This window comes from Stenotrophomonas sp. NRRL B-14846 (genome assembly GCF_050473585.1).
Taxonomy (GTDB): Bacteria; Pseudomonadota; Gammaproteobacteria; order Xanthomonadales; family Xanthomonadaceae; genus Stenotrophomonas.
Genome location: NZ_JBFLUN010000023.1, coordinates 316,273 through 332,871, shown reverse-complemented (window position 1 = coordinate 332,871; position 16,599 = coordinate 316,273). Strand labels below are relative to the sequence as shown.

13 protein-coding genes and 1 pseudogene are annotated in these 16,599 nt (G+C 67.7%); 6 read left to right on the top strand and 8 right to left on the bottom strand.

What is annotated here, in order from left to right:
• Positions 1 to 135 precede the first annotated feature (135 nt).
• The 3 genes from AB1281_RS23310 (at position 136) to AB1281_RS23300 (ending at position 2,179) form a co-directional block, all read left to right on the top strand.
• Positions 136 to 1,020, top strand: coding sequence for a hypothetical protein (locus AB1281_RS23310; protein WP_430347172.1), 885 nt, complete (start codon positions 136 to 138; stop codon positions 1,018 to 1,020).
• A gap of 1 nt (position 1,021) precedes the next feature.
• Positions 1,022 to 1,660, top strand: coding sequence for a hypothetical protein (locus AB1281_RS23305; RefSeq protein ID WP_430347171.1), 639 nt, complete (start codon positions 1,022 to 1,024; stop codon positions 1,658 to 1,660).
• A gap of 123 nt (positions 1,661 to 1,783) precedes the next feature.
• The gene (locus AB1281_RS23300) at positions 1,784 to 2,179 is read left to right on the top strand and encodes a hypothetical protein (protein ID WP_014035959.1); all 396 of its coding nucleotides are present in this window, start codon (positions 1,784 to 1,786) and stop codon (positions 2,177 to 2,179) included.
• Positions 2,180 to 2,214: 35 nt separating this feature from the next.
• Here the strand turns inward: AB1281_RS23300 and ribD are convergent, their stop codons facing one another.
• The 6 genes from ribD to AB1281_RS23270 all read right to left on the bottom strand — a co-directional run bounded on the left by ribD (position 2,215) and on the right by AB1281_RS23270 (position 7,141).
• Complete coding sequence (gene ribD, locus AB1281_RS23295; RefSeq protein ID WP_430347170.1) at positions 2,215 to 3,300, bottom strand: bifunctional diaminohydroxyphosphoribosylaminopyrimidine deaminase/5-amino-6-(5-phosphoribosylamino)uracil reductase RibD; 1,086 nt, start codon at positions 3,298 to 3,300, stop codon at positions 2,215 to 2,217.
• 237 nt (positions 3,301 to 3,537) lie between these two features.
• Positions 3,538 to 4,059, bottom strand: a complete 522-nt coding sequence (nrdR, locus tag AB1281_RS23290) for a transcriptional regulator NrdR (protein ID WP_010481984.1) — start codon at positions 4,057 to 4,059, stop codon at positions 3,538 to 3,540.
• A 149-nt stretch (positions 4,060 to 4,208) separates the two neighbouring features.
• Positions 4,209 to 4,658 carry a hypothetical protein gene (locus AB1281_RS23285; protein ID WP_430347169.1) on the bottom strand — a complete coding sequence of 150 codons (450 nt, stop codon included), beginning with the start codon at positions 4,656 to 4,658 and terminating at the stop codon, positions 4,209 to 4,211.
• Between the two features lie 27 nt (positions 4,659 to 4,685).
• Positions 4,686 to 5,102 (bottom strand): hypothetical protein, encoded by a 417-nt coding sequence (locus AB1281_RS23280; protein ID WP_430347168.1) that lies wholly within the window; start codon positions 5,100 to 5,102, stop codon positions 4,686 to 4,688.
• A 123-nt stretch (positions 5,103 to 5,225) separates the two neighbouring features.
• Positions 5,226 to 6,479 carry a serine hydroxymethyltransferase gene (glyA, locus tag AB1281_RS23275; protein WP_430347167.1) on the bottom strand — a complete coding sequence of 418 codons (1,254 nt, stop codon included), beginning with the start codon at positions 6,477 to 6,479 and terminating at the stop codon, positions 5,226 to 5,228.
• A gap of 188 nt (positions 6,480 to 6,667) precedes the next feature.
• Positions 6,668 to 7,141: an RcnB family protein gene (locus tag AB1281_RS23270; protein WP_430347166.1), complete on the bottom strand. Its 474-nt coding sequence runs from the start codon at positions 7,139 to 7,141 to the stop codon at positions 6,668 to 6,670.
• A gap of 253 nt (positions 7,142 to 7,394) precedes the next feature.
• On the opposite strand from AB1281_RS23270, the gene ettA reads away from it, so the two are divergent.
• From ettA to AB1281_RS23255, 3 genes are all read left to right on the top strand, one after another.
• Positions 7,395 to 9,059 (top strand): energy-dependent translational throttle protein EttA, encoded by a 1,665-nt coding sequence (ettA, locus tag AB1281_RS23265; protein WP_014035954.1) that lies wholly within the window; start codon positions 7,395 to 7,397, stop codon positions 9,057 to 9,059.
• A 164-nt stretch (positions 9,060 to 9,223) separates the two neighbouring features.
• The gene (locus AB1281_RS23260) at positions 9,224 to 10,540 is read left to right on the top strand and encodes an NCS2 family permease (protein ID WP_005408048.1); all 1,317 of its coding nucleotides are present in this window, start codon (positions 9,224 to 9,226) and stop codon (positions 10,538 to 10,540) included.
• Positions 10,541 to 10,624: 84 nt separating this feature from the next.
• The gene (locus AB1281_RS23255) at positions 10,625 to 11,629 is read left to right on the top strand and encodes a DUF4434 domain-containing protein (protein WP_430347235.1); all 1,005 of its coding nucleotides are present in this window, start codon (positions 10,625 to 10,627) and stop codon (positions 11,627 to 11,629) included.
• Here AB1281_RS23255 and AB1281_RS23250 read toward each other — a convergent pair.
• Positions 11,623 to 14,455: pseudogene (locus tag AB1281_RS23250) on the bottom strand (NfrA family protein). The gene AB1281_RS23255 and the pseudogene AB1281_RS23250 sit on opposite strands and share 7 nt — an antisense overlap.
• On the bottom strand, positions 14,452 to 16,599 hold the full coding sequence (locus tag AB1281_RS23245) for a glycosyl transferase family protein (protein WP_430347165.1): 2,148 nt from the start codon (positions 16,597 to 16,599) through the stop codon (positions 14,452 to 14,454). Before AB1281_RS23245 ends, AB1281_RS23250 begins: the two are co-directional and overlap by 4 nt.

Below are 16,599 nucleotides of genomic sequence, written 5' to 3'. Positions count from 1 at the left end.
CGTCGTGCGATCGAACGGGCCCCGCAAGGGGCCCGTTTTTTTGGCCCGCGCGCACCGGCGCGTGATCACATGGCGCCATCGGTCCTGCGCAAAGATGCGCTAGGCTTGCGCGCCTCTGGAACAGGAAACACCGTCATGAAGACCCCCTTGCGTACCCTGCTGGCCAGCGCCCTGCTGGCTGCCCCGCTGCTGGCCGGCGCTGCCCCGGCCACGCTGACGCCCGAACAGGCGTTCGACCTGTATGCACGCGTGCTGCTGGAAGATGACGCTGCCGCGACCCGCACGCTCAACGATGCGCTGAAGCCGGCGTTCGACGGCCAGGACGCCGTGACCCCGAACCCGGGTGCGCTGGCCAAGGCGCTGGCCGAACCGTGGCAGGTCGTGCTTGCCAGCACCGGCGCAAAGGCCGATGCGGCCGCCACCGAAGCGCTGTATGCCAAGGCCCTGCGTGATTCGAAGTGCCGCGCCAGCAAGAGCGTGATTGAAGACAACGAGTACGTGGAAGACCAGAAGCTGGCGCGCATCACCTTCAGCTGCCAGCTGCCCGATCTGGGCAAGGTGCGCCCGCTGTTCGCCGCCAGCCTTGCATCCGACGCCAGCCCGGCCTCGCGCAAGCAGTTCACCGACGCCTACACCCAGGCGCTGCAGAGTGGTGCGCGCGTGCCGGTCAGCGGCACCTTCACCCTGTACCCGGCCAAGGACAACGGCTACTGGTACAGCGGCAACTTCGACGACCTGGTGGGCACCGTGACCGGCGCGCTGGCACCGTTCGAGGACTGGATGCAGGACGCGCAGGCGGCCAACGCACCGAAAGTGACCGGCGTACCGGGCTGCGACCTGCTGCTGCAGCAGCACCGCGCCTGCGTGGCGAAGATCGCGCCGGACCAGATCAGCGGCGTGGATGCGATGGCCGAAGAACTGAAAGCCAAGGCCCAGGTGCAGTCTGCCGATGAGATGACGCAGGAATGCAAGGCGCTGCGCCCGATCGCCGAGATGATGTGGACCGACGAGTGCGCGTGAGGTGGTTGCACTGAAACCGCTGGGGCTGGCCGCGCTGCTGCTGGCCCCCGGCAGTGCGCTGGCCGGTACCGGGGCGGCATCGCCGGCGCGGCTGTTCGATCTGCATGCACAGGTGATCGTGCACGGCGACGCCCGTGCGCAGGCGGCACTGGCCGCGCAGCTGGGTACGGATGACGCGCCGGCCTTCATTGCCGCGTTGGCTGCTGCAAGCCAGCTGGATGAAGCACCCGAGCTCGCTGGATGGCCGGCTGCTGCACAGGCCCTGCGCACGCGGCAGGCCTCGGCGCAGTGCAAGGCCGATGGCGTGCGTTGGCCGAAGGGCCATGACGGCGACGTCGCCGAAGTGGCCTATCACTGCCGGCTGCCGGATCTGTCGGGCCTGCTTCCGCTCTATCGCCAGCATCGTGTGCCCTTCAACGGGCCGCATCCGCCGCAGATGTCTGTGCCCCTGGCCGCGGCCTACACGGCGGCGATGCGCAACGCACCCGACCGCGTGCGCAGCGGCACGCTGATCTTCCAGCGCAATGGCGACCACCGCGCATGGCGCGTGCGCGACCCGGGCCCGCTGATGGCGCTGGTGGCCGACGCCTTCCTGCCGTTCTTCGAATGGAACGAGCACCTGCCGGACGATTCCGGGTAGCACTGGGCCGCATTTCGGCTCGCGGTCGCGGATGACGACTGCATCCGCACTTTCAGAACCGTTGCATGGCCCTGCGCGGCCTGCATGGTCAATGCTGTTGCCCTCTTCCACCGGGGCAGCCGCATGAAACATCGTACGACGTCGACCACGGTCATGCTGATGGCGCTGATGGCGCTGACGGCGTGCGGGCAAGCCAAAGTACCCAAGTCCAGGATTACGACCTTCTCCGTCCGCCCAGCGGTCGCTTTCGAGTCAACCCTGCTGAGCGACAGGCAGCTGGATGCGTGGATGAGCGAAGACGACGACTGCCACGCGTTCCTGATGTATCACGATCAGTGCGCCGTGTTGGTATTGCCCCATGAGTACGACGACGGTTTTACCCGTCACCAGCTGCGATTGAAGGCGAAGAAACTGCCGGGCGAGGCACTGGGCGCGTACTGCCGCAACCTGCATGCGCTGTGGAAGCAGCAGTGGAAGGGCCAGTGCCCGGTCGGCGAAGAAGACGACGAAGACGCCTGACGACACGGGCGTCGCCCCTGTTCCGCGTCATTCCATCACGGGCGCAGCAGCAGCCTGATGTCCTCGCCTACCTGGCGCTGATCGACCACGCGCAGGCGGCGCTGCTGGTCCATGGCATCGATGCCAAGGCCCGCCAGCAGCGGGCGACCGTTGTCGCCCAGCAGCGTAGGCGCCTGATACAGCAGCAGTTCGTCTACCCAGCCGCCGCGCAGCAAGGCACCGGCCAGCGTCGCGCCGGCTTCGGTATGCACTTCGTTGATGCCACGCTCGGCCAGCAGCGCCAGCACCGCGCCCAGGTCCAGTCGTCCATCAACGCTGGGCACGCTGGCAAACTCTGCGTCGGCCGCATCTGGTGCACTCACTGCAGCATCGTGCAGGTAGAGCGTCGGTGCCCCGCCCTCGCGCACGCGGCTGCACTCCAGCGAGCGCAGGCGCGAATCCAGCACCACGCGCAGTGGCGGCATCACCTCGGTATCGGCCAGGCGCACGGTCAGCATCGGGTCGTCGGCCAGCACCGTGTCGGCGCCGGTCAGGATCGCGCCCGCGCGCGCGCGCCAGTGCTGCACGTCTTCGCGCGCGGCCGGCCCGGTGATCCACTTGGAGCTGCCATCGGCCATCGCGGTACGGCCATCGAGGCTGGCGGCCAGCTTCACCCGCAACCACGGCCGGTTGCGCTCCACGCGCGACAGGAAACCCTTGTTGAGCTCGCGCGCCTGTGCGGCCATCAGCCCTTCGGCGACGTCGATGCCGGCATTGCGCAGCAGATCGAAACCACCCCCATCGACCTTCGGGAACGGATCGCGCATCGCCGCGACCACCCGCGACACGCCTGCTTCGATCAAGGCCAGCGCGCACGGCGGCGTGCGCCCGTAGTGCGCGCAGGGTTCAAGGGTGACGTAGGCGGTGGCACCGCGTGCTTCTCCGCCGGCCTCGCGCAGGGCGAACACCTCAGCGTGCGGTCCTCCGGCGCGCTGGTGCCAGCCCTGCCCGACCACGCGTTCGCCGTGGGCAATGACGCAGCCGACCATCGGGTTGGGGCGGGTGGTGTAGGCGGCACGCTCGGCCAGGCGCAGTGCGTTGGCCATGTGCAGGTGGTCGAGGACGGAGAACGGGGTGGTCATGCGGCCATGGTAGCGCCGTTGGTGTGGATCCACGCCATCAGTGCCAACCAACGGTTGGCACCCACCGAAGCAGTTATCTGTGCCAACCAACGGTTGGCACCCATCGAAGCAGTTATCTGTGCCAACCAACGGTTGGCACCCACCGAAGCAGCTATCTGTGCCAACCAACGGTTGGCACCCACCAGTGGATGTGCCATCGGTGCCAACCAAGGTTGGCACCCACCAAGGCAGAGGCGGTCAGCCCTTCTTCTTCTTGGTCAGGGCGATCACATCGCCCAGCAGCTGCAGCTGCTCGGTACTGGACGGCAGGTCGCGCTCGAGCTTCTCGATCTCCTCGCGGAAATCGGCCACGTCCTCGAAGCTGCGGTAGACCGAAGCGAAGCGCACGTAGCCCACGTGGTCGAGCTTGCGCAGTTCGTTCATCACGAACTCGCCAACCTTGATCGAGGGCACTTCGCGTTCACCGCTGATGCGCAGCTGGTGGACCACCGCACGCACCGCCGCTTCGATCTTGTCTTCGGCCACTGCACGCTTCTGCAGCGCGCGGTCGAAGCCGGCGCGGACCTTGCGCTGGTCGAACGCCTCTCGGGTGCCATCGCTCTTGACGATGGCCGGCAGCTTCAGTTCGACCGTTTCCAGGGTGCTGAAGCGCTCGCCGCAGGCTTCGCATTCACGCCGACGACGGATCGTCGCGCCGTCTTCGGAGACGCGCGAGTCGATGACCCGGGTATCGGCATGTTGGCAGAAGGGGCAATGCATGGAACGCCTGGCTCAGGGAAGTACCTATTGCCACGGTCATGGCAGCGTCGCAAAGGTACCTGAGAAGGGGCGCAGCAGCAAATGCTGTCTGCGCGCAAGCGCCTGCATTTCGGCCAATCAGAGCATCCAGTGCAGCCAGGACAACCCGCTCAACCGGGAGCAGGTGGTGCCGATGCCGCGGGTGCCCAGCGCAGCCACGCCAGGTGCCCGGCCATCACCAGCAGCGGCGGACCAAACCCGAGGAAGCCCAATGTCGAGATCTCCCCGCGCTTGAAGGTGAAGTACAGCGTGGCGGCGACCACTGCCAACGCGGCCAGCACCCCCAGCGCCAGGCCGACCCAGGCGACAACCGGCGATTGGCGCAGGCCGGCAACACCGCGCCACAGGAACAGGCCAGTCAGCCACAACCACGACAGCAGGCCGATGATTCCGGCCGACGACCACAGCAGCAACAGCGTGTGCTCGTCGCCCGCCAGGTACTTGCCATCCCATACGACCATCAACCCCAGCACGGCCCCTGTGCCGCCTGCCGCCGCGGTAGGCAGGCCCACCAGCAGGCCGGCAATGGCCATCCAGCGCTTGTGGTGACGCTCATCCATGTGTTCGATTTCCTTCCATGGGCCACGTCATGCGCGGCGTTTGATCCACACCAGCATCGCGGCCGGCACCAGCATCGACGGGCCCAGCAGCAACACTTCCAACGCCGAGCCGCCCTCCTGGAACCCGGCCCATGCGGCCAACCAGAGCACCGGCAGCGCGGCCAGGCCACCGACCAGCAGCAGCCACCACCACACCGCTCGCACCTGCAGTCCGGCCCGGCCCTGCAGCAGATACCCGGCGCTGAGCCACAGCCACGCCAGGCATCCGACGACACCCGCCAGGCCCCACGCCAGCAGCACGAGGTTGGGGTCGCTGTTGCGGCCGAAAGACTGCAGGCCAAGCACCAGGAACATCGCTGCGACGACACCGCCCATCGCCAGGCTGGGCAGGCCGAACACCACCGCCAGGGCGGTGTACAGGTACTTGAGGTGGCGCTCATCCATGCGCGGTTGCTCCGATACCGGGGTCAGAGCCCTTCCCTGCGGGAAGGGATCCGACCCCTGCTGCGATACGGGCTTCGGGGTCAGAGCCCTTCCCTGCGGGAAGGGCTCTGACCCCTGCTCCGATCAGCCGTAGACCGGGTACTTGCGGCACTGCGCGCTGACGGCGTCGCGCACGCGGGCGATGACGGCCTCATCGTTCGGTGCGTCGAGCACGTCGGCGATCCAGTTGGCCAGGTCCACGCAGTCCTGTTCGACGTAACCACGGGTGGTCACCGCCGGGGTGCCCAGGCGCAGGCCCGAGGTCACGAACGGCGAACGCGGGTCGTTCGGCACCGAGTTCTTGTTGACGGTGATGTGGGCCTTGCCCAGCGCGGCTTCCGCGTCCTTGCCGGACACGTCCTTGCCGATCATGTCGACCAGCATCAGGTGGTTCTGGGTGCCACCGGAGACGATCTTGTAACCACGCGCAATGAGCGTGTTGGCCATCGCCTGGGCGTTCTTCACCACCTGCTGCTGGTAGGCCTTGAAGCCCGGCTCCAGCGCTTCCTTGAAGGCCACGGCCTTGCCGGCGATGACGTGCATCAGCGGACCGCCCTGGATGCCCGGGAACACGATCGACTGCAGCTTCTTGACCAGGTCTTCGTCGGCGCCCTTGGCGACGATGATGCCGCCGCGCGGGCCGCGCAGGGTCTTGTGGGTGGTCGAGGTGACCACGTGGGCGTGCTCCAGCGGGCTCGGGTAGACGCCAGCGGCGACCAGGCCGGCGACGTGGGCCATGTCGACGAACAGGTAGGCACCGACCTTGTCGGCGATGGCGCGGAAGCGCGCCCAGTCGATCACCTGCGAGTAGGCCGAGAAGCCGGCCACGACCATCTTCGGCTTGTGCTCCAGGGCCAGGCGCTCGACTTCGTCGTAATCGATCAGGCCCTGGTCGTTCACACCGTACTGCACGGCGTTGAACAGCTTGCCCGAGGCGTTGACCTTGGCACCGTGGGTGAGGTGGCCGCCGTGGGCCAGGCTCATGCCGAGGATGGTGTCACCCGGCTGCAGCAGGGCGAAGTACACGGCCTGGTTGGCCTGCGAGCCGCTGTGCGGCTGCACGTTGGCGTAGTCGGCGCCGAACAGCTGCTTCAGGCGGTCGATCGCCAGCTGCTCGGCGATGTCCACGTATTCGCAGCCACCGTAGTAGCGCTTGCCCGGGTAGCCTTCGGCGTACTTGTTGGTCAGCTGGCTGCCCTGGGCTTCCATCACCGCCGGGCTGGTGTAGTTCTCGCTGGCGATCAGCTCGACGTGGTCTTCCTGGCGCTGGGTCTCAGCGGCGATGGCCTTGGCCAGTTCGGGATCGTAGGATTCGATGCGGACGTCACGCGGGAACATCGGGTACTCCAGCAGGCAGGGAAAAGGGGGTACGGCTCAGCCCCCGATTGTAGCCCCGCACCGGGCTGCCGGGGCCGAAACAGACAGGGCCGGCATCCCCGAAGGAATCCGGCCCCGTATGGTTTCGATTGATGGTGTGGGGTCAGCGCCCTTTCCGTTGGAAAGGGATCCGACCCCGGCCGCGATCCTCAGCGGCTGCTGAGCACGTACTGGGCGATCACGCCGGTGGCGATGGCGACCAGCAGCATGTTGCCGCGGTCATCGCGGATCCACTGGTGCCCATAGGGCGGGCGACGCAGGTGGTAGCGCGGGTAGTCGTTCACCACGTAGACCGGTCCGCGGTAGTAGTCGCGATAGCGATGGCCGACCTTCCAGCCGTAGCCGGGGCCATAGGCCGGGCGATAGACCACGCGCGGCGGTGCCGGGCGGTAGTAGCGGTCATGATCGCGGTGCCATTCACGGCGGTCCTGGCGGTAGTCGTGCCGGGCCTCGCGGCGGTCGCGCTCCCAGTCACGGCGATCCTGGCGCCACTCGCGGCGATCCTCGCGCCATTCACGGCGGTCATGGCCGCGGCGATGGTCGTTGTCGGCGAAGGCCGGGGCCACGGCGCCGAGCGCCAGCACAGAGGCCACGGCGCCGGCCATTACTCGATTGATGCGCATGTCAGACCTCTGCTTGGGTGGGTGGTGAGCCCATATTGCGCACCCGATCTGAACCGTTTCCGGCTGGAAACGCTTCCCGCTGCAGGACTGTGACGAAGTATTCAGCCCACGGCCAGCCCGGCGACGCCCGCCCGGCGCGGCCGGGAACCGGTTCCGGCTATAATTGGCGGTATTCCTTTTCAGTCTGTGCCCGCCGCCGCAACGGGATGTTCCCGTGACGGGCCGGGCGCAGGGCCGCGCCTACGGAGACCTCATGTCCTCGCAATACATCTACACCATGAACCGCGTGTCCAAGGTGGTCCCGCCCAAGCGGCAGATCATCAAGGACATCTCGCTGTCCTTCTTCCCGGGCGCGAAGATCGGCCTGCTGGGCCTGAACGGCGCCGGCAAGTCCACCGTGCTGAAGATCATGGCCGGCGTGGACACCGATTTCGAGGGCGAAGCCCGCCCGCAGCCGGGCATCAAGGTCGGCTACCTGGCGCAGGAACCGGAACTGGACCCGACCAAGACCGTGCGTGAAGCGGTCGAGGAAGGCGTGGGCGAAGTGCTGCAGGCCCAGGCCGCGCTGGACGCGGTGTACCTGGCCTACGCCGAGGAAGGCGCCGACTTCGACGCGCTGGCCAAGGAACAGGAGCGCCTGGAGGCGATCCTGGCCGCGGGCGACGCGCACACCCTGGAAAACCAGCTGGACGTGGCCGCCGATGCGCTGCGCCTGCCGCCGTGGGATGCCATCGTCGGCAAGCTGTCCGGTGGTGAGAAGCGCCGCGTGGCGCTGTGCCGCCTGCTGCTGCAGAAGCCGGACATGCTGCTGCTCGACGAACCGACCAACCACCTCGACGCCGAGTCGGTGGAATGGCTGGAACAGTTCCTGGCGCGCTACACCGGCACCGTGGTGGCGGTCACCCACGATCGCTACTTCCTGGACAACGCCGCCGAGTGGATCCTGGAACTGGACCGCGGCCGCGGCATTCCGTGGAAGGGCAACTACACCGACTGGCTGACCCAGAAGGATGAGCGCCTGAAGCAGGAAGACAACCAGGAAAAGGCTCGCCAGAAGGCGATCCAGAAGGAACTGGAGTGGTCGCGCCAGAACGCCAAGGGCGGCCGCACCAAGGGCAAGGCCCGTCTGGCCCGCCTGGAAGAGCTGCAGTCGGTCGATTACCAGAAGCGCAACGAGACCAATGAAATCTTCATCCCGCCGGGCGAGCGCCTGGGCAACGCGGTGATGGAGTTCAAGAACGTCTCCAAGAAGTTCGGCGACCGCCTGCTGTTCGACAACCTGAACTTCCTGGTGCCGGCCGGCGCCATCGTCGGCATCATCGGCCCGAACGGTGCCGGTAAGTCGACCCTGTTCAAGATGATCACCGGCCAGGAAAAGCCGGATACCGGCGAGATCGTGGTCGGCCCGACCGTGAAGCTGTCCTACGTGGACCAGAGCCGCGACGCGCTGGAAGGCAACCACAACGTCTTCCAGGAAATCGCTGGCGGCCTGGACATCCTCAACATCAACGGCATCGAGATCCAGTCGCGCGCCTACATCGGCCGCTTCAACTTCAAGGGCCAGGACCAGCAGAAGATGGTCGGTTCGCTGTCCGGTGGTGAGCGTGGCCGCCTGCACATGGCCAAGACCCTGCTGCAGGGTGGCAACGTGCTGCTGCTCGACGAACCGTCCAACGACCTGGACATCGAAACCCTGCGTGCGCTGGAAGATGCGCTGCTGGAGTTCCCGGGCAACACCTTCGTCATTTCGCATGACCGCTGGTTCCTGGATCGCATCGCGACCCACATCCTGGCGTTCGAAGGCGACTCGCACGTGGAGTTCTTCCAGGGCAACTACCGCGAGTACGAAGAAGACAAGCGCCGCCGCATGGGCGACGACGCTGCGCCGAAGCGCCTGCGCTTCAAGGCGCTGAAGTAAGGCAACAGGAAAGGCCGCGCTCGCGCGGCCTTTCTCATTTCGGTAGGTCGCCACCGTTGGTGGTGACGCTTTGAAGCGTACCGACCAACGGTCGGTACCCACGTTCTGCATTCGGGTAGGTCACGACCGTTGGTCGTGACGCATTATTGTCGCGAGATTCCCCCATGTCCCTGTTCGAGCGCCTGTTCCAGCTGCAGCAGCACGGCACCACCGTGCGTACCGAGCTGCTGGCCGGTGTCACCACCTTCCTGACGATGTCCTACATCGTCTTCGTGAACCCCGAGATCCTCGGCACCACCGGCATGGATGCGGGTGCGGTGTTCGTGGCCACCTGCCTGGCCGCTGCGCTGGGTTCGGCGGTGATGGCGCTGGCCGCCAATTTCCCGGTTGGCATGGCACCGGGCATGGGCCTGAACGCGTTCTTCGCGTTCACCGTGGTCGGTGCCGCCGGCCTGCCGTGGCAGCAGGCCCTGGGGGCGGTGTTCATCTCCGGCCTGGTGTTCCTGGTGCTGTCGCTGACTGGCGTGCGGGCGTGGCTGGTGTCGGGCATTCCTTCGTCGCTGCGCTCGGCGATCGTGGCCGGCATCGGCCTGTTCCTGGCGATCATCGCGCTGCAGAAATCCGGCGTGATCGTCGGCAATGAAGACACGCTGGTGGCGCTGGGCCCGTTGAACACGGCGCCGCCACTGCTGGCGCTGGCTGGTTTCCTGCTGATCGCGGTGCTGGAAGCACGCCGCATCCGCGGTGCGATCCTGATCGGCATCCTGGCGGTGACCGGCGCCGGCTGGGCGCTGGGCGACGTGCAGTACCAGGGCCTGGTCTCGCTGCCGCCGAGCCTGGCGCCCACCTTCCTGCAGCTGGACCTGCCAGGCCTGCTGCACCATGACGGCGGCGCGCCGATCGCGGTGCTGCTGCAGGTGGTGCTGGTGTTCGTGCTGGTGGAAGTGTTCGATGCCACCGGCACCCTGTACGGCGTGGTCGGCCGCGCCGGCCTGCTGAAGCTGCCGGGCGCGCAGAAGCGCTTCGGCCGCGCGTTGCTGGCCGACAGCACGGCGATCGTGGCCGGTTCGATGCTCGGCACCAGCAGCACCACGGCCTTCGCTGAAAGCGCCTCGGGCGTGCAGGTGGGTGGCCGTACCGGCCTGACCGCGCTGGTCGTATCGGCGCTGTTCCTGGCCGCGCTGCTGTTCTCGCCGCTGGCGGCGATGGTGCCCAGTTATGCCACCGCACCCGCGCTGCTGTTCGTGGCCGGCCTGATGCTGCGTGAACTGGTGGAAGTGGACTGGAGCGACCTGACCGAATCGGTGCCGGCCGCACTGTGTGCGCTGGCGATGCCGTTCACCTACTCCATTGCCAACGGCCTGGCGTTCGGCTTCATCGCCTATGCCGCGCTGAAGGCGGGCACCGGCCGCTGGCGCGAAGTGCATCCGGCGGTGTGGCTGGTGGCGGTGCTGTTCACCCTGCGCTACGCGTTGGAATAAAGGCGCACGGTGATGCCGGCCCGCGGCCGGCACTACCGGGTGGTGGTTCACCTGCCGCGCACGGTGCTCTGGGATGATGCAGGCATGGTTCGGCCCGACCTTCCCACGGATCCGTCTTCGCCGTTGCGCCGCCGGTTGCTGCGCGCGGCAGTGCTGGCACCGCTCGCCTGTACGCTCGCCACCCTGCCCGGCTGTTCGCTGCCGGTGCAGGTGGATGGCACCTTCCTGCAGCCCTGGCGCAGCCACCTGCAATGGGGCCTGGCCGACTGGCAGCGCTCGTTGAAGCTTGCCCATGCGCTGGGCTGCCGACAGCTGGTGCTGCAGTGGACCGGCATCGTCGGTGGCAGCGACGGCGACTGGTCGCTGCCGGACAGCAGCCTGCAGCAGCTGTTCACCGCCGCCAGCGAGAACAACCTCCGCATCCGCGTCGGCCTGCCCTTCCAGCAACACTGGTGGCAGGCCATTGGTGCCGACGATGCCACGCTGCAGGCCTTCCTGGCCGACAGCCTGGCGCAGGCACGCCAGTGGTTGGCACAGGCGCCCTGGGCGCAGCAACCCGCCTTCGGCGGCTGGTACCTGCCCTACGAACTGGAGCAGTACCACTGGGCCGATCCGGCACGCCAGCAGTGGCTGGCACGGTGGCTGCACGGCCTGGTGCAGGCCGCCAGTGCACGCGGCGGCGACTGCGCGATGTCCTGCTACTTCAGCCGCCTGCAGACCGACGGCAACCTGGTCACGCTGTGGCAGGCAGTGCTGGCACAGGCCGCGCTGCGGCCCATGGTGCAGGACGGCGTGGGGGTGGCCGGCGCCGGCAACGTGCAGCAGCTGCAACCGCTGCTCGATCATTTCCACGCGCACGGCATCGGCTTCGATGCGATCGTCGAACTGTTCCGCGAACTGCCCGGCAGCGCCGCCGACGGCAGCGCCTTCAAGGGCGAAACCGCCGATGCCGCGCGCATCCAGCGGCAGCTGGCGTGGGCACGCGACAGCGGTGCGCAGCACGTGCTGGTCTACGCGCTGGAGCCGTGGCTGACCCAGGACACGCCGCAGGCCGCGGCGCTGCGACGACGTTGGGGCCTGCCTCAGTAGTAGAGGATGGCGGTGGCGAACAGGCCCTTGGCGCGCTGCGTATCACCGCCACCGATCGCAAAGCGGTACTGCACGGTCAGGTCCAGGTAGGAGCGCGGCGTGTTGTAGTGGTCCTCGCGGAACCAGTAGCGCACGCCCACGCCCGGGCCCGCGCCAAGGGACCAGCTGCGCTGCGTATCGTTGAGCGCGAACGACTGCGCCGGGAACAGCGGATAGCGGATGTCGCGCACGCGCGAGCGCTGGTCCAGCCAGTCCGCCCCCACCACTACATACGGCGTGACCACCCAGTGGGTCTGCCCGGCGCCGAAACGGAAGCTGCGGCCGGCACGCAGTTCACCGGCGGCGAACCACTGCTCGCGATGCAGGCGCCCGTTGGCATCGCCGATCCGCCGTACCGGTGTGCCGTTGGCATCGAGCGCGTCAAGGATGAAGTGGGCGCTGTTGTCGTCCCAGGTGTAGCCGCCCTGCGCGTAACCGCTGACCATCCACCACTGGTTCACGTCGGTGCGCAGGTCGGTGCCGTGGTAATAGCCGTAGGTCAGGTAGGACATCCAGCCGCCGGAACCGCTGGCCAAGCGGTAGCGGGCCAGTGTGCTGGCTTCCAGTGGTGGGTTCAGGGCCAGCTGCAGGCTGCATTGCACGGCCACCGATGCGGGATAGACCGCCCGTGCGGGTGGCGCTGCCGAGGAACTGGCGGCGCTCGATGCCGGCGCTCAGGCCGGTCTGGCCGAAGGCGTAGCGCATGCCGAACGAGGCGATGGTGGACGGCCAGCCGGTGGTGGAGCGCGAATGGCTGAGACGTTCAGCGCGTGCGCGTGCATCCGGTGTCGATTCACCAGTGCACGGATCCACCGCGCGGATCGATTCGTAGGTGCCGCCCTGGTCGTACAGGGTGTTGAGCAGGCGTGCATAGAGTTCCAGCGTGCCGTGCTGGTCGTTGAAGGCCGGGGGCCGCCAGAACGCCTCCAGCGTACTGAACACCGAATCACCCGGCGTGCTGATCGCCGCGCCGCCGACATTGGTCGCGGCCTGGCGCGCACCCCGGAAACCGGCCGAGGCGATCACGCCCCACTCCCGCGAATAGTTGGCGATGGCATTGCGCACGTTGTAGCGCTGATGCTCATCCAGCGGCAGCTCACCGGCGTCGGCGCGGTCGATGGCGCTGCGCAGCAGTGACACCGCCTGTGGATGATCGCCGTTGGCCGCACTCGCGTACGCCTGGTCGAGCACCACGCTCTTCGGTGCCTTGCCGGTGGCCTCGGCGGCGCGGAAGTCGGCCAGTGCCTGCGCCGGTTCGTGCGCCTTCTGGTTGAGGTAGCCGCGCTGCATCAGCGCCTCCGCATCGTCAGGGCGCTGTGCCAGCGCCGCATCCAGGCGCTGCCGTGCTTCGTCCTGCTGGGCGCGGTTGCCCGACGCCAGCGTGGTGGTCAGCAGGCCTTGCAGCTTCGCGTCGTCCGGCGCGAGCTGCACGGCCTGCCGCGCCTCACCGATGGCCTCGGCGTAGTCCTGGCGCGCGTAGGCAGCGTAGGCACGCTGTGCGGCACCGCCATCGCCCTGCAGGTCGGCCGGCATCAGCTCGCAGCGGTTGCCGGTGTCGCCCGACTGGCAGTGCTGGAACGGCGCCGGGTAGGTCTGTGCGCTGATGCGGGGGAGCGCGCGACCGGAGCGGATCGCCCGGCCGCGCTGCTCGATGCCCTGCTGCAGCAGCTGCTGCGCGCGTGCATCGCCCGCATCCGTTGGCAATGCCGACTGCAGTGGTGCCAGCAGCGCCTCGGCGCGCGTGCGGTCGGCACTGGCCAGCGCCGCATCCACCGCCAGCAGGCGCACGTTGCGTTGCTGCGTTGTTGACCCCGGCGCAGCGAGTGCGGTGTCGAAGTCCTGATTGGCGAGCACGGTATTGCCCTGGCGCTGGCGCAGGTAGCCGCGCATCACCCGTGCATTGAGATCCTGGCCGTCGGCCTGCAACGCCTGGTCGGCACTGCGCTCGGCGTCGGCCAGCTGCCCCTGCTGCAGCTGCGCGGTAATCAGCAGCAACCGGTACGTGGCCACCTCCGGTGCCAGCTCGACAGCGGCACGTGCCTGCGCAACGGCCGCGGCATCATCCTGCGTGGACAGCGACCGATACGCCTGCTGCGCCTGCAGCAGCGCGCGCTGGCGATCCAGCGCCACGCGCCGGGCCTGCAGCGCCTCGGCATTCGGCGCGCCCAGCTGCAGTGCGGTGGCAATGGCGGCGTCGGCCTGTTCGGGCTGCTGCTGTGCCTCCAGCGCGGCCACCCACAGCAGTGCCCAGACACCCTGCGTCGGCTGCTGCCGGAAGGCCTGTTCGGCCTTGCCGGCCGCCTCTCCCATCCGCCCGGCGTCATAGGCCGCGTAGGCCTCGGTGGCCAGCGCGTAGGCCTGCTGCCTGCTGCGGTCCGCGGCACTGCCGCCCGGACGCGATGGGGATGTCGTGCGCGCACCTTCGCCGCCAGTCGCCGCGCTACGTGCAGCGATGGCAGCCGCCAGCGCCGGCAACGCCGGATCCTTCAACCCCGCATCCAGTGCACGACGTGCCTGCTGCTGCGCCTCCGCACCCCGCCCCAGTTTCTGCAGCGCATAGATCTGCAGCAGGCGCAGCCGCACCACGTCCGGGCGCAGCCGGATCGCTTCCGTGGACTGCTGGTAAGCCGCCGGGTAGTCGCCGCGCTCATAGGCAGCAAACGCCTGCTCGGCGATGCGGTAGGCCGCACCGGACAGCGGCAGTGCTGCATCGGCCTGTGCCAGCACCGGCGCGGCGGCGCTGGCCAGTGCCACGGCAATGACGGTGGACAGCAGCGTGGTCTTCATGCCGGCAAGGCTCCGGGAGGCGGCGACTGCAGCGCGGCCGCACGCCGGCGCTGTTCCTGCATGGCCTGGGCCACCGCGTCTTCGGTGGTGATGCCCTGCTTGACCAGGTAATCGCCAATGCGGCCATCGCGCTGCGGCTTGTACGCGTCCAGCGCGATCTCGAAGCGCGCGTGATCGATCAGGCGCATCTCCACCAGCAGGTCACCCAGCAAGGGCACGTTGTCCAGATGCCACTGCCGGTCGCCGCCGATCAGTCGCAGACCGGCGTTGATTTCGCTTTCGCGGGCAATGCTCTGTTCGATGTGCTCGCTGCGGGTTTCCTGCTTCAGCAGTGCCAGCGCCTCTTCGGGCAATGGGCTGGCCACGGCCAGCCGCAGGGTGCCCTGTTGGCGCGGTGGCAGCGGCAACATGCGCCATTGCACGCAGGCATCGGCACTGACCGGGAACTGGCAGGCGCGCAGGTAGTCCACGTCGATCACCGCGCGTTGCAGGTCGCCCTGGAAGGCGATCGCCTCGGCCAGCGTTTCATCATCCAGCCAGCCCTGGGTGAGCAGGATGCGGCCCAGTGGCTGCTGCCGGCCGGCATGCTGCTGGTCTAGCGCCTGCTGCAGCCGTTCCGGTTCCACCGCCTGCCAGGTGGTCAACAGCTCGCCCAGCTGCTTGCGGGTCTGCACCAGCTGCGCGGCATCCGGGAAGTCGTGCATGGTCTTGTCCCAGACCATGCGCTTGCCGAACAGCAGGTAGGCCAGGAACACCTTCCACGCGCGTGCGGTGGCCATGAAATTGATCATGTTGCCGACCACCATGCGCGGGATCGACATCAACGCATGCTCCCAGCCATACAGCCGGTTGACGAAATAGAAGCGCTGCACGACCCGGGTCGCCAGTGCCGCGGTGGTCAGCAGCGCCACGTTCATCTGCCAGGTACCGGCCTGGAACACGCTGGGGAACTGCATTGTCCATACCCCGGTCATCTTCAGCACCCAGAACAGCAGCAGCTGCAGGAAGATGAGGTAGGCGATGATGCTGACGAACGAGGTGATGATGCCCTTGCGGTCGCGCGCCAGCAGGTACTTGGTGGCCAGCGAGCCGCGCCAGCCCAGCGACTCCCAGCTCTGCAGGCCGATGCCGAGCACCCAGCGTGCCTTCTGCCGGTACGAGGCACGAAAGTTGTCGGGGAAGTATTCGCGCACGCACAGCGCCATCTGCTGGGTGCGCTCGCGTACCGGCCCCCAACCGAACCATGACGGGCGACGCACGCGGAACTGCACCGGGAAGCGGGCGAAGATCGACTGCATGCCCATCGCCGCCAGCCGCGCACCGACGTCGTAGTCCTCGGTGAGGCTGTCGGTGTTGAAGGGCTGGTTGTCGGTCTGCGCGCTCAGTGCCAGCAGCGCGCGCCGCGAGAAGCAGGTGCCGACGCCCGCCGACGGCACCATGCCGGAAACACTTTCACGCACCACCAGATCCTTGGCGTGCCATTCGGCGAACTCGTCCATGTAGACACCGGCCACCAGCTCGTACCACTCGCGGTCCAGCGAGGTGACCGGCAGCTGGATCATGTCCTTGCGCGGCAGCAGGTAGTTGTAGAAGCGCAGTTCCATCGGGTGCAGCACGTCCTCGCTGTCGTGCAGGATCACCCCGGCGAACTCGACGTCGTGGCGCTTCTCGTAATCGAAGATCGCCAGGATCAGCCAGTTCAGGCAGTCGGCCTTGCTGGTCGGACCGTCGTGCGGCACCTCCACGCGGCGCAGACGCTTGTAGCGGCGGCGCATGCGCTCGACTTCGTCGATGGTCTGCTGGTCGTTGGGATAGGTGCCGACGAACACGACGTACTCGCGGTAGTCGAGCACGTTGATCATGTTCTCCACCATCTGCGCGATGACGTCGTACTCCATCCACGCCGGCACCATGATCGCCAGCGGCTGTTCCGGCCGCTGCAGCAGGTCGTCCTGGGTCAGCGGCCGGTACGCATCGCGGCGCTTGATCGTCAGCGCGCGCCAGCTCTCGCGTAACCAGTACCAGACATCGATGAACAGGTCATCGAGGCTGGAGATCAGGATCAGCACGGCCACCGCCGCCGCCGTGGCTTCCAGGGCGGCGTAGTAGTTGGCCAGCTGGATGTTCCAGAACAGACCGTCCAC